This window comes from Brucella sp. NBRC 12953, assembly GCF_040369775.1.
In the GTDB taxonomy this organism is placed as follows: Bacteria; Pseudomonadota; Alphaproteobacteria; order Rhizobiales; family Rhizobiaceae; genus Brucella; species Brucella pseudogrignonensis.
The window spans coordinates 217,305-232,475 of record NZ_BAABSV010000007.1; the positions used below are offsets into that span (position 1 = coordinate 217,305).

The following is a 15,171-nucleotide window of genomic DNA, read 5'->3' on the forward strand; positions in this document are numbered from 1 at the left end:
AAAGGAGACTTCTATGTCCTGGTTTGATGAATCGATCATGGTCCGCAAAGGCGTTGCAAAAGGCATCGCTGGAAAAAGCCATCACCTCAGCGAGGAAGTGCAGGGCAAATATCAATATGTCTATGGGACCTATGTAGAGCCTGTTCTGCATGTCGAGCCAGGCGCGGTCATTTCTGCCGAGACGCACGACGCATTTGAAGGAAAAATCCGCAAGGAAACGGACAAGCCTTCCGAGATTCTGAACTTTCCATTTCTCAACCCCCAGAATGGACCGATCTATGTCGAGGGTGCCGAGAAAGGCGACACTCTGGCGGTGTATATCCAACAAATCCGTCCGCGCGGTGCGCAACCGTCGGGCACCACAGTCATCATGCCCGAATTTGGCGGTCTCGTACCAACCGCAGACACTGCGATGCTCAATCCAACATTACCGGAAGTGGTCAAAAAGTTGGAAATTGATGCTGAGAAAGGCGTCAAGTGGAGCGATCGTATCACGCTGCCATATGAACCCTTTATCGGTACAATCGGTACCGCACCAGAAATCGAAGCGATCAGTGCTCTCGTTCCGGATTATTATGGTGGCAATATGGACTTGCCTGATGTTGCACCAGGCGCAGTCATCTATCTCCCCGTACAAACCAAGGGTGCCTATCTGTTTCTTGGAGATTGCCACGCCGCACAAGGTGATGGCGAACTCTGCGGTGTGGCCGTCGAACATCCGACAGTAACAACGATTCAGGTCGATTTGATCAAGAACTGGACGATCCGTACGCCACGTCTGGAGAATGAAAAATTCTATATGACGGTCGGTTCTTCCCGACCGATGGAAGACGCTGCTCGACAGGCTTACAGGGAGTTGATCCGCTGGATGGCAACCGATTTCGGTTTCGATGAAATCGAGGCCTATATGCTTTTAACGCAGGCAGGGCGTGTCCGCCTTGGTAACATGGTAGATCCAAAATATACACTTGGTGCTTCCATCTTGAAGTCGATATCCGGCATTGCCCAATAGCATCACGCTATGGTGGCGCACAGTATGAGGCGCCACCACAATTCTCAGAATACAAGCCATGGTTCGGTGGTCTCAACGGGAGCCCTCTAAAGGATATGTTGTCAAAATTAAAGCCGCGTGTCTTTCTGGGGGCGTTGTTCGATGCAGCGGTTGCGGCTGCTGATCCCGAACGGGTGCTCCGCGCCAATCTGCCTGCCAAGCCCAAGGGCCGGACGATTGTTATTGGTGCGGGCAAAGGCTCGGCACAGATGGCAGCCGCTTTCGAACGCGCATGGGCAGAGCGGCATGAGGGCGAGGACGCATCAATCGAAGGCGTTGTCGTCACGCGCTATGGCTATGGCGCACCTTGCAAAACCATCGAGATCATTGAAGCATCGCACCCGGTGCCTGATGATGCCGGGCTTGCGGCCTCAAAACGGCTGTTCGATGCAGTGGCCAATCTGACCGAAGATGATCTTGTTGTGGCGCTTATTTCTGGTGGAGGCTCGGCTTTGCTGCCATCGCCGCCTGAAGGTCTGACACTTGCCGACGAGATTGCGGTCAACAAAGCTTTGCTTGCCTCTGGTGCGCCGATATCAGCCATGAATGCGGTGCGAAAACATCTGTCGACCATTAAAGGCGGGAGGCTGGCAGCGCACGCACATCCGGCAAAAGTCTTCTCGCTGGTGGTTTCCGATATTCCCGGCGACAATCCTGCTTTTGTCGCTTCTGGTCCGACCGTGCCTGATGCAACATCGCGCGATGACGCGCTCAAAATCATCGAACACTACAAGCTTGAACTTCCCGATGCGGTGCTCGCGCATATCAAAAGCGAGAAGGCTCATGCACCGAAGCCCGATGATAAAATCTTTGCCGATAACGAAGTGCGGGTGATTGCGTCCGCTGCTGTTTCGCTGGAAGCAGCCGTAAAGGAAGCCGAGCGTCATGGGGTCGAGGCGGTAATTCTGTCCGATTCAATGGAGGGTGAAGCACGCGAAGTAGCGCATGTTCATGCAGCAATCGCGCGTGAAGTGGCGGATCGTGATCGCCCGTTCAAAAAACCGGTTGTTCTGCTTTCCGGTGGTGAGACCACTGTGACCATCCGCGCCAAAGGCGGCAAGGGTGGCCGCAACAGCGAGTTTCTGCTGTCCTTTGCGCTTGATATTGATGGCTATGCAAATATTCACGCGCTGGCTGCAGATACCGATGGCATCGATGGTTCGGAAGACAATGCAGGTGCCTTTGCCGATGGCACAACGGTTTCGCGGCTGCAAAAGGCTGGTGAAGATGGTGCAGCACGGCTCAACGCCAATGATGCATGGAGCGCATTTGATGCGATTGGTGATCTGTTCGTGCCGGGGCCAACCGGCACCAATGTCAATGATCTCAGAGCCATTCTGATTATGCGGTAAAACCCTATCTGCCGGGCGACCCTTTTAAACCCAGCATCATGGTTCTTGATAGGCTTTCGTAGAGCCCAATCAAACTTTGCTGCTACAGACGGGCAGGAGGCAGTCGAAACGAGCACAGTACGCGCGTTTCGAGATTCTATCAGGACGGAGCCAGGCTCTTGAAAAGAGCCACCACACTATGGGGGGCCTTACTGCCAAGGAACAGCTGCAGATTTCGTGCCGACATTTCCGCTATGGGGTGGGTCCGCTTGAACATCTCATGCTCGAACAGTTCCACGGCTTCATCGAGATTGTCGGGATTGGTGATGATCGCGAGGGCGAGGCGGGCGCCATCATACATAGCGAGGTTGGCGCCTTCTCCTGCGAAAGGGGACATGAGATGCGCTGCATCCCCGATAAGCGTGAGCCCAGGTTGATGCAACCATTTGTGCCCGACAGGCAATGCGTAGATCGGTCGAAGCGTAGGATGGTGGAGTGCGCTCGTGGTAATCAGCTCGACAAGGTGCGATACCCAGCCTTCAAACTGGGCCGCAAGAAATTCTGTTCCTGTCCGAGGATCGCCGAAATCGATGGCCCTCATCCATTCCTCCGATTTGTTCAGCGCCACATACCCAGAGATGCTCCCGTCCGCGTTACGATGAGCGATAATAGCTTTTCCCGGTTCGACAGCCATCAGCGTTCCTGTGCCAATAATTGCGGCATGCTTCTCGGTGTCGCTTGCTTCCACTGGATGTTCAATTTCAATGAAGCATGTGCCCGTGTATTCCGGTTGAATATTGGTAAGAAGTGGCCGGACCTTGGACCATGCGCCATCGGCACCAATAATGAGATCAGCGGTGAACATGCTGCCATCGGCAAAAGTGACGTGGTGACGACCATTTCCCTGCGGCTGAACAGTTGTCGCCTTCCGACCCCATTTGATCGTAGCTTGGGGCAACGCCGCCAGAAGCAACGAACGAAGCTCGCCCCGATCAACCTCAGGCCGCTTGGTGGATTGATTTCCTAAGATGTCGAGGAGAAGGGTCGCTCGCTTATCAACGATCCGCTTGGCGTCCTCTGCCGGTCGAACTAGCTTTGTGAATGCGCCGTAGAGACCGGCCAACTTAAGAGCCTTCTGACCGGTCGCTTCATGAATATCAAGCAGGCCGCCTTGCGACCGCACCTGGGGCGAGGGCTCCGCTTCGAATAGAGCCGTCTTGATTCCATGCGCATGCAGGACACACGCCAATGTCAGACCACCAAGGCCAGCGCCTATAATGCCGATAGTTGCAGTCACAAGTTTGCGCTCCATATCTCACATGAGCACTCATGCGCCATGTGTGGGTTTTTGGGAGACGCTGGACGGTATGTCTTGCCACAACCGCCTTGTGTGTGGCCTCAACAAAGCGAGATGCGCATTGAGTCCGTTTTTCGCGACGTGTTTGATTAGCGGCATTTTCTTGTCGGGTCAACGGATCGCACCCACGAACTGCCTTGCTGTGAACTCGGAGATCATGCCCCGACTGGCTGTCAGAGAAAGGCGATTGTGGTTGCAAGTAAAACCGAAACTGACCGCAAATTTCGAGGGGAGGCGGCCGAACTATTCCATTACCCAAAAACAAGACATGTGTTTTCTTGGCTGATAATCAGGGGTTTAAACGTCACGCGGTAGCGCGTGCACGTCAAACCAGCTTGATAGGTCCCGTATTCGATCGCGATGATCCTTGCGATCTGGAAACAGTGCATAATATCCGTATCCGGTATCCAGTATGCGCGGAAATGGCTGTACAAGCACCCCACTGGTCAGATCGTCTTTTGCAAAGGTGCGGTCGCCCATCGTTACGCCGAAGCCGCTTGCAGCTGCTGTCATTGCAAAATCCTGCGTGTCAAAAACCTGATTACGAGAGCCTCGCAGTGAATATGCACCTTCAGCCTGTAACCACAGCATCCAGTCACTGTGTCGTGGGTTTGAGTGGATCAGTACACATTCAGCCAGTTTGTCTATCTTTGCAGGACGACCCAATATCGATAACAATGATGGTGCACACATGGGCGTCAGGCTTTCTCTGACCAAAGGGATAACAACCATGCCGGGCCAGCTGCCATTTCCATAAGTAATCAGCATGTCAATATCGTCGATTGAAAAATTCGGGCGGGCGAACCACGCAGTGTCGATATTTATATTCAGATCCGGGTGCTTCTTTAAAAGATCTGGAAGGCGGGGCAGGAACCAGCGACGTGCCAGCGTCGGAGGCATGCGAATGGTCAAAGTTCGGCTGGGCCGCTTTGTGGCTTCAAATGAGCTTTTAAGCGACGCCATCAATCCATTGATGATGGGTAGCAAGGCTCGTCCCTGCTCCGTCAGAAGCACTTTCCGCGTATGTCTGTCAAAAAGGCTGCAGCCGAAATAATGTTCGAGGAGCTGAATCTGACGGCTGATGGCGCTTTGGCTGATATTGAGCTGGTTTGCGGCGGCCGTGAAGCTTCCAGTATCGGCCACGACTGAAAAACTTTGAAGTGTCTGCAATGGTGGCAGACGATTGTTTTCCTGCTTGAGATCCAAGGGTCGCTCAGTTTCTGATGATTAAGAAAGTACCCAGACTATCATTACTGGCTAAGAATGGCGAATATTATCGCATGATCGACAAGCGCTTGTGCTTGATCTCTGCTTGCCATTTCATTCAGCAAGCGGATGAAGAGTGGTTGTGGGGCGTCGGATCGTCCCACAACCTCCGCAATTACAGCAAAGCACGAACTTCTGCTATCGCAGCATGCACCTGTTTGGGCGCTGTACCGCCGCGATGATTGCGGCTTGCAACCGAACCCGCCACCGACAGAATATCAAACACATCTTCATGGATCACAGAAGCAAAAGCCTGCATGTCTGCCAGTGGCAAATCTGACAAAGTGTTCAGCTCTCTTTCCCGGGCATGACCGACGATAGCAGCAACCGCGTGGTGAGCATCCCGGAAAGCCAGGCCTTCACGCACAAGATAGTCAGCGAGGTCTGTTGCAGTTGAATAACCCTGATCTGCTGCCAGCAGCATTTTCTCTTTCTTCACCTTTATCGAAGGGATCATCTGTGTTGTAACAGATACCGCCCCGCGGACCGTTTCGAGACTGTCCGTAAGCGGGGGTTTGGATTCCTGCTGATCCTTGTTGAAGGCAAGAGGCTGGCTTTTCATCAGGCTCGCTGAGAAAGCGAGGTTCCCAATCAGGCGCGCGGCCTTGCCGCGCAACAGTTCAGCGAGATCCGGGTTCCGCTTCTGTGGCATGATCGAAGATCCGGTGCAGAATTGATCTCCCACTTCAATGAAGTCGAACATCGGGGTGCACCACAGAATGATTTCTTCCGACAGCCTTGAAAGATGACCCATTATGATGGCGCCAAGACTACAGATATCCACCACGTAGTCGCGGTCGGAGACGGCATCAAGTGAATTTCGGAATGCGGCGTTGAAGCCGAGCTTTGTGGCGCTGAATGCCGGGTCGATTGGAAAGCCGGTGCCGGCGAGCGCGGCAGCACCCAGAGGCGATATGTTGAGGCGCTCACGCGCTTCTCTCACCCGTTGCCGGTCACGCAGGAACATCTCGGCATAAGCCATCAGATGATGACCAAAGGTAATTGGCTGTGCCACCTGAAGATGCGTGAAACCAGGCATTATCGTTTCCGCATGCTGTTCGGCAAGATCAACAACGGCGCGAAGAAGGGCTGAAATTTCCGTATCAAGCTTTTCCAGCTCACTGCGGGCGTAGAGGCGTATATCGGTTGCGACCTGATCGTTACGCGAACGTGCCGTGTGAAGTTTCTTGCCGGGCTCACCCACAAGCTCAGTCAAGCGTTTCTCAACGTTCATATGAACGTCTTCGAGCTCCTTCTTCCAGACAAATTCTCCTGATTGCATTTCCCGAGCGATTTTCTTCAGGCCGGACTGGATCGCCAGATTTTCTTGGTGCGTTAGAATCCCCGCACGCGTCAGCATGTCAGCGTGTACCAGCGAGCCATGAACATCGTGCAGCGCGATACGCTTATCCTGATCGAGGCATTCATGAAAATCGCGGAAATCGTCAGCAACTGCTTCTTTAAACAGTGGTGACCAGGTTGAAGCCGTATTGGTTGACATTTGACATTGTCCTCAGTTTTGCATTGGGGATTGCAGGAGGGGAAGAAGCGCCCGGACGTCCGCCATGTGTTCGAGGTCGGCGACCAGTTCCGCGATAGCGTCAATCTGCGCCAGTGGCAGTATCCCTTTGCCAAGGTCGTAATATTTGCCGGTAATCTGCACCTTAGAGAGCGGATTGTCTGGACTGCCTAGAGGCGCTTCAACCCTTTGCCGGTGCTCCTCACCGCTATGGGTAATAAGCTTGACTTCCGGTTCATCCTCATCCGCCATTGTTTTGTCGATGGCTACGGTCATTTTGTCGAGCCAGTCAACGATTTCGGGGGCCTCCCAAGCATTGTGCGCAAGCTCATCCAGGAAAACCTTGCCATAATGCAGTCTGGCCGCCATCGCATAAGGCAGGCTCATCTGCGCCTGTGCACGGGTGGTCACCAACTTGCTGCCACACATTGCAAACTGAAAGGCACTCATTCCGACTTCAACCTTCGCCACATTGGTGGCCTCCAAGCCGCATCTGGCGAAAATCAGGTTGATAGCGTCAATCGCGGAGTGGGTTCCGCGACACGTAGCATAGGGCTTGATCGAGCAGCGATTGATACGCCAGAAGACACCGTAATCGCGGATAAGCGCCTGCGGGTCAGCCTGGCTGCCGCAATAGGTTGCAAAGAAGCTTCCCCATTGATCGGATTCAAATACGGTCGCCGGTCCCTGAAACTCGCTACGAGCCAGAAAGGAGGCCAGAATTCCGGCTTCGGCAGCGCGTCCGGAGTGCAGCTTTTTCGCAGAGCTTCCATTGCCGATGAAGGCCCATGTTCCCGCAGCGAATGAACAGGCCGTGCCAAGCGCCGATGCAAGAGCCTGCCTTTTGAGTTTGAAAAGAGAGCCGACGGCGGTCGTTGCCCCAAAGACGCCACAGGTGCCGGTTGAATGCCAGCCCCGACCGTTATGGGTCTCATAGCCACCCGCCGCCTCAAGGACCCGCCGCCCAACCTCATAGCCCAGAATAATACTGCGCAGAAAGGCAGCTCCGGTCACCGGTTCGGAAATATCGGCAAGAGCAGCAATTGCAGCGGGAAGCACGACAGCACCCGAATGATCGCAGCCACCGCTGTCATCGAGTTCATAAGCATGCGCTGAGACGCCGTTGATGAAAGCCGCCGTGCGGGCGTTGGTGGAGTAAGATGTTCCCCAGACCGCACAATGACCTTCGTCAGGAAATGGCTGCAGGACTTCCAGCATTTTTTGTGTCTCGAATGATCGTGCTCCTGCAAGAGAGACCCCGATCGTATCGAGAATATGGGCCTTTGCTTTTTCGATTGTCGCGTCCGAAAAGGCGCATTCAGACGTTTCTGTGAGAAGACCTGCAAGCGCATCTGTTATCATTGTGCGGTCTCCTGCACATAATCTCTGTACACATTTATCGGATGTTGCGGATTAGAAGGCTGCAGATGCTGAAGGCACCATTGTGCAATTTCAGATGCTGTCGCAAACCAGACATCATCATGACACCGGATGTAGTCTATCATTTCTTCAATGATACTGATCCTGCCTGCCGTGCCGCTCCATTCCGGATGGATTTGCAGGACAAAGCAGCCCCCATAACGATGGTAGGCATCGAATTCAGCTTTCCAGTTTTCCAGAACCGCATCATATGCCGGAAGCCTGCTCTGGCCCTTTGGAAAGGCCGGAGTGAAGTTGAACTGAAAATAGGGGCGGTCATCAAGTTCGATATGCACGGGGATTTCCACCAGCCGCGATGGATGAAGGAATGGGACGTCATCGCCATTCAACGATGCTGACCACTTAAAACCAGCTTCAAGAAGTTGTCGGTCAAAGCCATGAGGCCAGTTGCCCGCCGGGAGGCGAAAGCCTGTGACCTCCTGACCAATGCAGGCTTCAAGAAGTGATTTCGATTGCCTGATGCGGTAAAGCGCTTCCTGCGGACTGAAACGATCGTAACGTTCGATAGTCAGGCCATGGCTGGCGAAGTCATGGCCGTCGGCGCGTATATCGCGAAGAAGTGTTTCATGCGTCTGGGTGAGCGTCGCCGGGACGAACCAGCTGGTCGCCAGATTTCTGTCTTCAAATGTGCGGCACAGGCGTTCGACACCGCGAGCCGCTCCATATTTCCATACAGAAAAGCTTTTGTTTCGATCCGCAAGATCAGGTGCAGCGGCGAGTGCATCCAGCCCGTCACTGAACAGAACTGAGACCGAAGCGGCGCAGCCCTTGCCTTCAGGCCAGAACGATTGAGAGCCGGCGAACTGGGTTAGATTAGATTTCGATTGTATAGACATCAGCTCTTTACTCTGTCTGTTCGTGCACCATTTGTTGCGATCCACCACTGAGCAATGTCTGAGAGTCGTGCGCACCACACGTCATCACCATGCGCTCTGATCGCGCGAAACAGACCTTCGAGGATTGAAAGACGCCCCGGACGGGCGCAAACCTTTGGATGGAGTATGGTCGTCCAGCACAGACCATCCCGATGATAACCTTCGAACTCGGCTTTCCAGTTGGCTTCAACCGTCCGGTAGTCGGAAATGCGATCCAGCCCTACAGGAAAATCGGGTTCTTCGGTATAGGCGAGCGCAGTATAGTCATCAATGTCCCATCGGGCCGGGATTTCGACGAGACCGGGACCCTTCAAGGATGTGTCGTGAAAGTAGGGCCTGTCATCACCACGCATGGAACTCGAGTAAACGATGCCAAAGGCTTCTAGCAATTCTGCCGTTTCATTGCTCCAGTCACCCGATGGTGTGCGGAAGCCAACTGGCGTCACGCCAAGACAGCGTTGGAAAATTGCCTTGCAGGTTTCCATGATATCAAGCTGTTGCTGTGGCGTGCAGTCGATGAAAACCTCATGCCGGTGGCCGTGATAGGCAACTTCGTGGCCCTCCGTGACAATGCGGGCACAATGTTCGGTCCAATTTAAAACGACCCAGGTTGGAATGAAGAAGGTTGCCTTCAGCTCATATCGCGCCAACAATTCCAAAAGGCGAGGCAGGGCTTTCCATGGGCCATATGCTCCTTGGGTGAAGTATCTCGGATTGTCCCGCAGCGAGCCGTCAAGCATTGCGTCTCCGGTCGGGCCATCCACGTCAAAGGCTAAAGCAACCGCCGAGCGCCGCCCTTCTGGCCAAAGGATTGGGCTTTGATGTAGGGAAGACTGCAACATTGAGAGGCTCGCTACCTTGTTTGCGTTTATTGAAATTGTGCGCGCAGTTGAACTGCGGAACGCGCAAACGCGTTCCGTTGCTTCGTTTCTGATCGGCTTAAGCTTCGTAACGCTTACTTGACGCCGTTGATGATCGCCTTTTCGACGGCGTTGTGCGTCAAACCCCACTTCTTGAGAATTTCAGCGTAAGTGCCGTCTTTGATAACGTCATCAAGCGCTGTGGCGACCGCATCGCGCAGAGCGGTATTCGACTTTTTAAAGCCCATGCCGAATGTATCATTGCTCAGCAGCGGGTCGCCGATAAGGGTAAACGTGTCAGGTTCGAGACGCATTTGATAGGCGATGGTTTCAATTCCCTGTACCACCGCATCGTAGCGACCTTGCTTCATCCCCAGACGTGCAGCATTGGAATCTGCGGTGCCTTCAAATACGATTGCTGGCTTGCCCTTGGCTACACAATTGTCTTTGCTCCAGTCGGTAACATTGGTTCCGAAGGTCGTGCTGCGGCTTCCTGCAACTTTCTTACCACAAAGATCCTCTGGTTTCTTATATGCCGCTGCATTCGCATTGGTCGTGAAGAGAATTGGTCCGCTGGTCAGGTAATCGACGAAATCCATGCTTTCCTGCCGCTTCGGATTGTCGCTCATGCCGGAAACGATGATGTCACCACGTCCGGTTTGCAGTCCACTCTGCAACTCCTGAAATGCAGAGGTTACAAGAAGTACATTCAGGTTGAGCTTCTTTGCCACCGCATTGATGAGATCAATATCGAAGCCGTCAAGCGTGCCGGTCTCCGGATTGACGAACTCCATTGGGGGGTAAATGGGATTAACCAGCACCCGCAGTTCGCCTTCATTGACCAGATTGAGATTGTTGTCTGCCATCGCGACAGATGCCGATAGCAGCGTCATAGCTGTTGCGACCAGAGTGGTGAGCTTCATGATGTTCTCCTCTTGCGTGATTATTGTCTGTTATAGGACTGCCGACACGAAATTTCGGATTCGCGGGTTCGTCGGATTATTGAGCACCTGATCAGGGGTTCCTGTTTCCACAATGCGGCCTTGGTCCATAAAGATCACCCGATCAGCCACCTCGCGGCAGAAGCCAATCTCGTGGGTGACGACGATCATTGTCGTGCCGGATGCGGCAAGTTCCTTCATCACGCCCAGCACCTCACCAACAAGTTCCGGGTCCAGCGCCGAAGTTGGCTCATCAAACAGCATGGCTTTGGGGCGCATGGCGAGGGCACGGGCAATGGCAACACGTTGTTGTTGTCCCCCAGAAAGTTCAGCTGGATAAGAATCGGCCTTATCCAAGAGTCCGACCCGGCTGAGCAGTTGCTGTGCTTCCACAACACATTCCGACTTTGGGCGTTTTTGCACGCCGGTGGGGCCGGCTATGATATTTTGCAGAACGGTCAGATGCGGAAACAGATGGAACCGCTGGAAGACCATGCCAACGGCCTGGCGCTGTTTCGCTTTTTGCTTGTCGCTGAGGGGGTAGAGTTTTGTGCCTTCAAGGCTGAAGCCAACGATTTCACCATCGACCGAAATATAACCTGAATTGACCTTCTCAAGCTGATTGATACAGCGCAGAAAGGTGCTCTTGCCTGAACCGGACGGACCGATGATACAAACCACTTCTCCTTTATGAATATCAAAGTTGATATCTTTGAGGACGTGAAAGCTGTCATAATATTTTTGAAGTCCGCGAGCATGAATGATCGGTCCCATCACGCTTCCTCCCCGGCAGTCGTTTGAACAATTGGCTGCTTTGGATTGCGCCTGCCCCAACCTTTCGAGAAATGCCGTTCGATGTAGAACTGGATAATACTCAGCAGTGTAACGACCGCCATGTACCAAATTGCAGCGACAATAAGCAGTTCGATAACGCGCGAGTTGACATAATAGATATCCTCAACGCTTCGAAGCACTTCTGAATACTGGATAACGCTTGCAAGAGACGTCAATTTAACCATGCCAATCGTTTCATTGCCAATTGGCGGAACGATCACACGCATTGCTTGCGGAAGCACGATCTTGACCATCGCCCGAAGCCTGGTCATTCCAATCGACTGTGCGGCCTCCGTTTGTCCCTTATCAATGGACATGATACCGGCTCTCACAACTTCGGCAGTGTAGGCGCCCTGTTGGATTCCGAGCCCCAGGAAAGCGGCGACAAAAGGGGTCATCATCTCGACAGTCTTGACAGAAAAAAGACCCGGAATGCCGATCGTTGGAAAAATAAGCGCCAGATTGAACCACAAGAGCAATTGAAGCAAGGCTGGAACGCCGCGAAACAACCAGATATAGCCAATTGAGATGCTGCGCAGCACACCATTATCCGACATGCGCATCATCGCCGCGACCACGCCAAGCAATATGCCAAGCCCCATCGCGCAAAACGTCATGATGATGGTATTGACCACTCCAGAGAGAACCGCCGGTGCAAACAGATTGGAGGAGACATATTGCCAGGCAATGTCACCTTTCCAGAAAGCTCTGACAAGAAACAGAACTGCGACGACACAGGCCACTGCGAGCGCTTTCGTTGCCCAGCGACGCGGTGGGACGATTTCCAGTTTTGTCGGGTCTGCGATCATTGACGATATCATGAAGTTCCCTCTGGCTTTTTTGCGCAGTGCTTTTGTTAGGATTAATATTGAAAGCGCGCATTCGATTTAACAAACGCCAATTGGTTATGGGATTTATGCAGTTCTGGCATAAATACGCGGTATTGCTATTCAGGGCGGCGGCGAAATGGAAACTCTATTGCCGCCCTTGCCACAGGCTTTGTTGCCGGATTGCCATTGCTGCTGGCCTCCGATAAGGGAAGGTTCAACCCGTCATTTCCTTCACGTTAATAATTGGAGGTTCCAGCTTTGCCAGGGGTCGCTATGCCTATTTATGAACTGGCAGCCTTAGGAGCCGCCATATGCTGGGCGCTTACCGGTCTGATTTCTGCTGGACCTGCCGGTCATCTCGGTGCGTTCACATTCAATCAGATGCGCCAGATATTTGTGAGTTGCCTGCTGATTATCTACGTGGTCGCCACCGGAACATGGCATCAATTGACCTTTGCCGCAGCAATACCTCTCGTCCTGTCTGGCGTCATAGGCATATTCCTGGGCGATACCATGCTCTTTGCAACCCTCAACAGATTGGGGCCGCGTCGTGCAGGGATTTTGTTTGCTATGAATGCACCAATCGCGGCGTTTCTCGGATGGGGCGTGTTGGGTGAGGAACTGAGATTTCGGATCGTTGCCGGTATCACAGTGACGATCGCAGGGGTCTGCTTTGCGATATTTTTCAATAGTCGTCGTGTGATAACGCATACACTGGAGACCGTTCATGGGTCCTGGACAGTGGGAATATCATTGGGTCTTCTGGCTGCGACCGGTCAGGCAGTTGGATCCATCATTGTACGGCCGGTGATGGAAAGCGGAATCGATCCATTTCTCGCTTCATTGCTGCGTGTTGGTACGGCGGCCTGCTGCCTCAGTGTTCTCTCCGCCTTTCCGCTATCAGTTGTGCGGCCGCGTAATCGTTTGTCTATGCCTGTGGCATCCATGACTGCGCTGTCGGGCATTCTTTCGCTGGCCATGGGTATGACGCTGATGCTCTTCGCTCTTTCAGGCGGAGAGACTGGTATCGTTTCGACGATTTCCGCAACAACACCAGTCATTATCCTTCCAATGTTATGGCTACGAACCGGTCAGAAGCCCAGTACCGGAGCTTGGCTTGGTGCTCTATTTGTTGTGGCAGGACTTGCACTGATCCTGTCTCGTTAAAGTCATAAGGCGCAGTTGGCTGATCAAAGGCATTGAAATCACCATCCTTTCGTTTTCATCGCATGATGCTGTTCATCCAACCTGCTCAAAGTAATTTGGTCAGACGAATTTCCCGAAAGCGACCCATTGCGACGGCCCTCTTAAAAATGGTTGGTTGGAATAGATAGTCACATATCAAATTCGGCCCAAAACTATCAGGGTCATATCGGAATGATGATAGGTTGACCCCATTCAACGGCTTTGCTTGTGGACCGCTCAAATCTGTCTGATGGACACCGTCAAAAAGCAGGTGTGGGCTGAGCGAATAAAGAGCAGAAAGAACCGGGTTTCGGGAAAATGCCAGTGTAAGCGCATTCGCCCAATGCGATGGCGTTGTCAGAACATTCTCCCAGAACGAGACTCTCGCAAGCGAAAGGGATGACGTTGGTCGCGTTAATACGGTCAATGATGGATCACAGCGGGCCTTCAGATCCTGGTCAAGTGGTAGATGATGAGATCGCCCGCTTCTGGTCACCTGGTCACCTTGGTCCTCTGGTCATCGGGATGATCGGTCTGCATCCCTATTCCCACCAGAAAGCCGCAAACTGTTGCGTGGGATGGCCTTCCGAAATGTCGCGAGCGCCCTGTTTATAATTGTACTGCAATGGACAATCAGACCAGGCTTTTGGTTGTCAGCAATTCGTGTGCTGTGGCCTCGTCAGTGATCAGCACCTGCGCTTTTGTGGTCAAAATACTGGCGCGGATGATCTGAGCTTTACGAACCCCGCCTGCCGAGATGATGACCTTTGGTACCTTGCGCAATTCCGTCGGATTGATCGCCATGGCGCGTTCGTTAATGGGATGATCAACGATCTCGCCCGCATCATTGACGAACTGGCACAATACGTCGCCCACTGCGCCCGCCGCCTGCAGGCTTTCCGCATCCTGCGCCTTCAGCAAGCCACGACGGAATATTGATGCCTGTTTGCTAATGTCAGCTACACTCAAAATCGCGAGATCAATGTCCGAAACTTTGCTTTTTAGTACCTTCAGATCCTCGATTTCCCACAATTCCCTGGCCAGCGCCTCGTGCGGCACAAAGACGGGCGCAGTGATCTGAAAGAGTTCGGTCTTGTAGAACTCGGCCAGTCGCCATGCGACGGCTGAGGGGTTGTCGGCCATGGAATGTGTCAGTCCACCAAGCAGCGAGATAACCGACAGGTCGTTGATTTCACGCCATCTGAGGTGGCTCATACAGGCCTGTAATGTCCCCCCCCACCCGACGCCGACTGTCAGCCCGTCCTGCAAGCGATCGGAAAGGTAGCGCCCGGTAGCGTGACCTATGACTGCCGAAATGCTGGCTTCGGACTGATCTGACGACGGCACAACGATGGCTTCGAACAGCCCAAGATGCTTTTCCAGTGCCCGCTGCAAACGTATCAGAGGCTCTGCATGCGCATTCAGGGAAATCTGGACGATTCCTTCGTCGCGCGTAGCGGCCAACAAGCGGAAAGCCTTGATCCGGCTGATGTCGAGGTTTTGCGCAACCTGCTCCTGCGTCAGCCCCTCGATGTAATAGAGCCACGCCGCACGGAGTTTGAGCTCGTCCTGATCTGCCTGAAACTTGGTTTTCGGCTTTTTGCTTCGGGACATATCCTACCTTTTACAGCTTTCTTCCAACAAGGCACATCGTCTTATTCGCCCGTGATAATGATGGCATA

The 15,171-nt window shown here is 53.2% G+C and carries 13 protein-coding genes; 3 read left to right on the top strand and 10 right to left on the bottom strand.

Features of this window, described 5'->3' with window-relative positions; genetic code table 11:
* Positions 1-13 precede the first annotated feature (13 nt).
* Both ABWV94_RS17815 and ABWV94_RS17820 read left to right on the top strand, forming a co-directional pair.
* A complete protein-coding gene (locus ABWV94_RS17815) occupies positions 14-1,012 on the top strand; it encodes an acetamidase/formamidase family protein (RefSeq protein ID WP_113497274.1) in 999 nt (332 codons plus the stop codon).
* A 95-nt stretch (positions 1,013-1,107) separates the two neighbouring features.
* Entirely contained in the window at positions 1,108-2,403 is a 1,296-nt protein-coding gene (locus ABWV94_RS17820; RefSeq protein WP_353414791.1) for a glycerate kinase type-2 family protein, read from the top strand.
* Between the two features lie 139 nt (positions 2,404-2,542).
* Here the strand turns inward: ABWV94_RS17820 and ABWV94_RS17825 are convergent, their stop codons facing one another.
* From ABWV94_RS17825 to ABWV94_RS17865, 9 genes are all read right to left on the bottom strand, one after another.
* Positions 2,543-3,679 carry an FAD-dependent oxidoreductase gene (locus ABWV94_RS17825; RefSeq protein WP_353414793.1) on the bottom strand — a complete coding sequence of 379 codons (1,137 nt, stop codon included), beginning with the start codon at positions 3,677-3,679 and terminating at the stop codon, positions 2,543-2,545.
* A 357-nt stretch (positions 3,680-4,036) separates the two neighbouring features.
* On the bottom strand, positions 4,037-4,945 hold the full coding sequence (locus tag ABWV94_RS17830) for a LysR substrate-binding domain-containing protein (protein ID WP_353414795.1): 909 nt from the start codon (positions 4,943-4,945) through the stop codon (positions 4,037-4,039).
* A gap of 175 nt (positions 4,946-5,120) precedes the next feature.
* A complete protein-coding gene (gene argH, locus ABWV94_RS17835) occupies positions 5,121-6,506 on the bottom strand; it encodes an argininosuccinate lyase (RefSeq protein WP_353414797.1) in 1,386 nt (461 codons plus the stop codon).
* Between the two features lie 12 nt (positions 6,507-6,518).
* Positions 6,519-7,886 (bottom strand): MmgE/PrpD family protein, encoded by a 1,368-nt coding sequence (locus ABWV94_RS17840; protein ID WP_353414799.1) that lies wholly within the window; start codon positions 7,884-7,886, stop codon positions 6,519-6,521.
* Positions 7,883-8,800: a polysaccharide deacetylase family protein gene (locus tag ABWV94_RS17845; RefSeq protein ID WP_353414801.1), complete on the bottom strand. Its 918-nt coding sequence runs from the start codon at positions 8,798-8,800 to the stop codon at positions 7,883-7,885. The genes ABWV94_RS17840 and ABWV94_RS17845 overlap by 4 nt, the downstream gene beginning before the upstream one ends.
* Positions 8,800-9,579, bottom strand: coding sequence for a polysaccharide deacetylase family protein (locus ABWV94_RS17850; RefSeq protein ID WP_353414803.1), 780 nt, complete (start codon positions 9,577-9,579; stop codon positions 8,800-8,802). Before ABWV94_RS17850 ends, ABWV94_RS17845 begins: the two co-directional genes overlap by 1 nt.
* Before the next feature lie 215 nt (positions 9,580-9,794).
* On the bottom strand, positions 9,795-10,622 hold the full coding sequence (locus ABWV94_RS17855; RefSeq protein WP_113497288.1) for an ABC transporter substrate-binding protein: 828 nt from the start codon (positions 10,620-10,622) through the stop codon (positions 9,795-9,797).
* Positions 10,623-10,652: 30 nt separating this feature from the next.
* The gene (locus ABWV94_RS17860; RefSeq protein ID WP_353414806.1) at positions 10,653-11,414 is read right to left on the bottom strand and encodes an amino acid ABC transporter ATP-binding protein; all 762 of its coding nucleotides are present in this window, start codon (positions 11,412-11,414) and stop codon (positions 10,653-10,655) included.
* Positions 11,414-12,295 carry an amino acid ABC transporter permease gene (locus ABWV94_RS17865; RefSeq protein WP_162761703.1) on the bottom strand — a complete coding sequence of 294 codons (882 nt, stop codon included), beginning with the start codon at positions 12,293-12,295 and terminating at the stop codon, positions 11,414-11,416. Before ABWV94_RS17865 ends, ABWV94_RS17860 begins: the two co-directional genes overlap by 1 nt.
* A 282-nt stretch (positions 12,296-12,577) precedes the next feature.
* Here ABWV94_RS17865 and ABWV94_RS17870 point away from each other — a divergent pair, with 282 nt between their 5' ends.
* Complete coding sequence (locus ABWV94_RS17870) at positions 12,578-13,471, top strand: DMT family transporter (RefSeq protein WP_353414808.1); 894 nt, start codon at positions 12,578-12,580, stop codon at positions 13,469-13,471.
* Positions 13,472-14,122: 651 nt separating this feature from the next.
* Here ABWV94_RS17870 and ABWV94_RS17875 read toward each other — a convergent pair.
* A complete protein-coding gene (locus ABWV94_RS17875) occupies positions 14,123-15,103 on the bottom strand; it encodes a sugar-binding transcriptional regulator (protein ID WP_113497296.1) in 981 nt (326 codons plus the stop codon).
* Between the last annotated feature and the right edge of the window lie 68 nt (positions 15,104-15,171).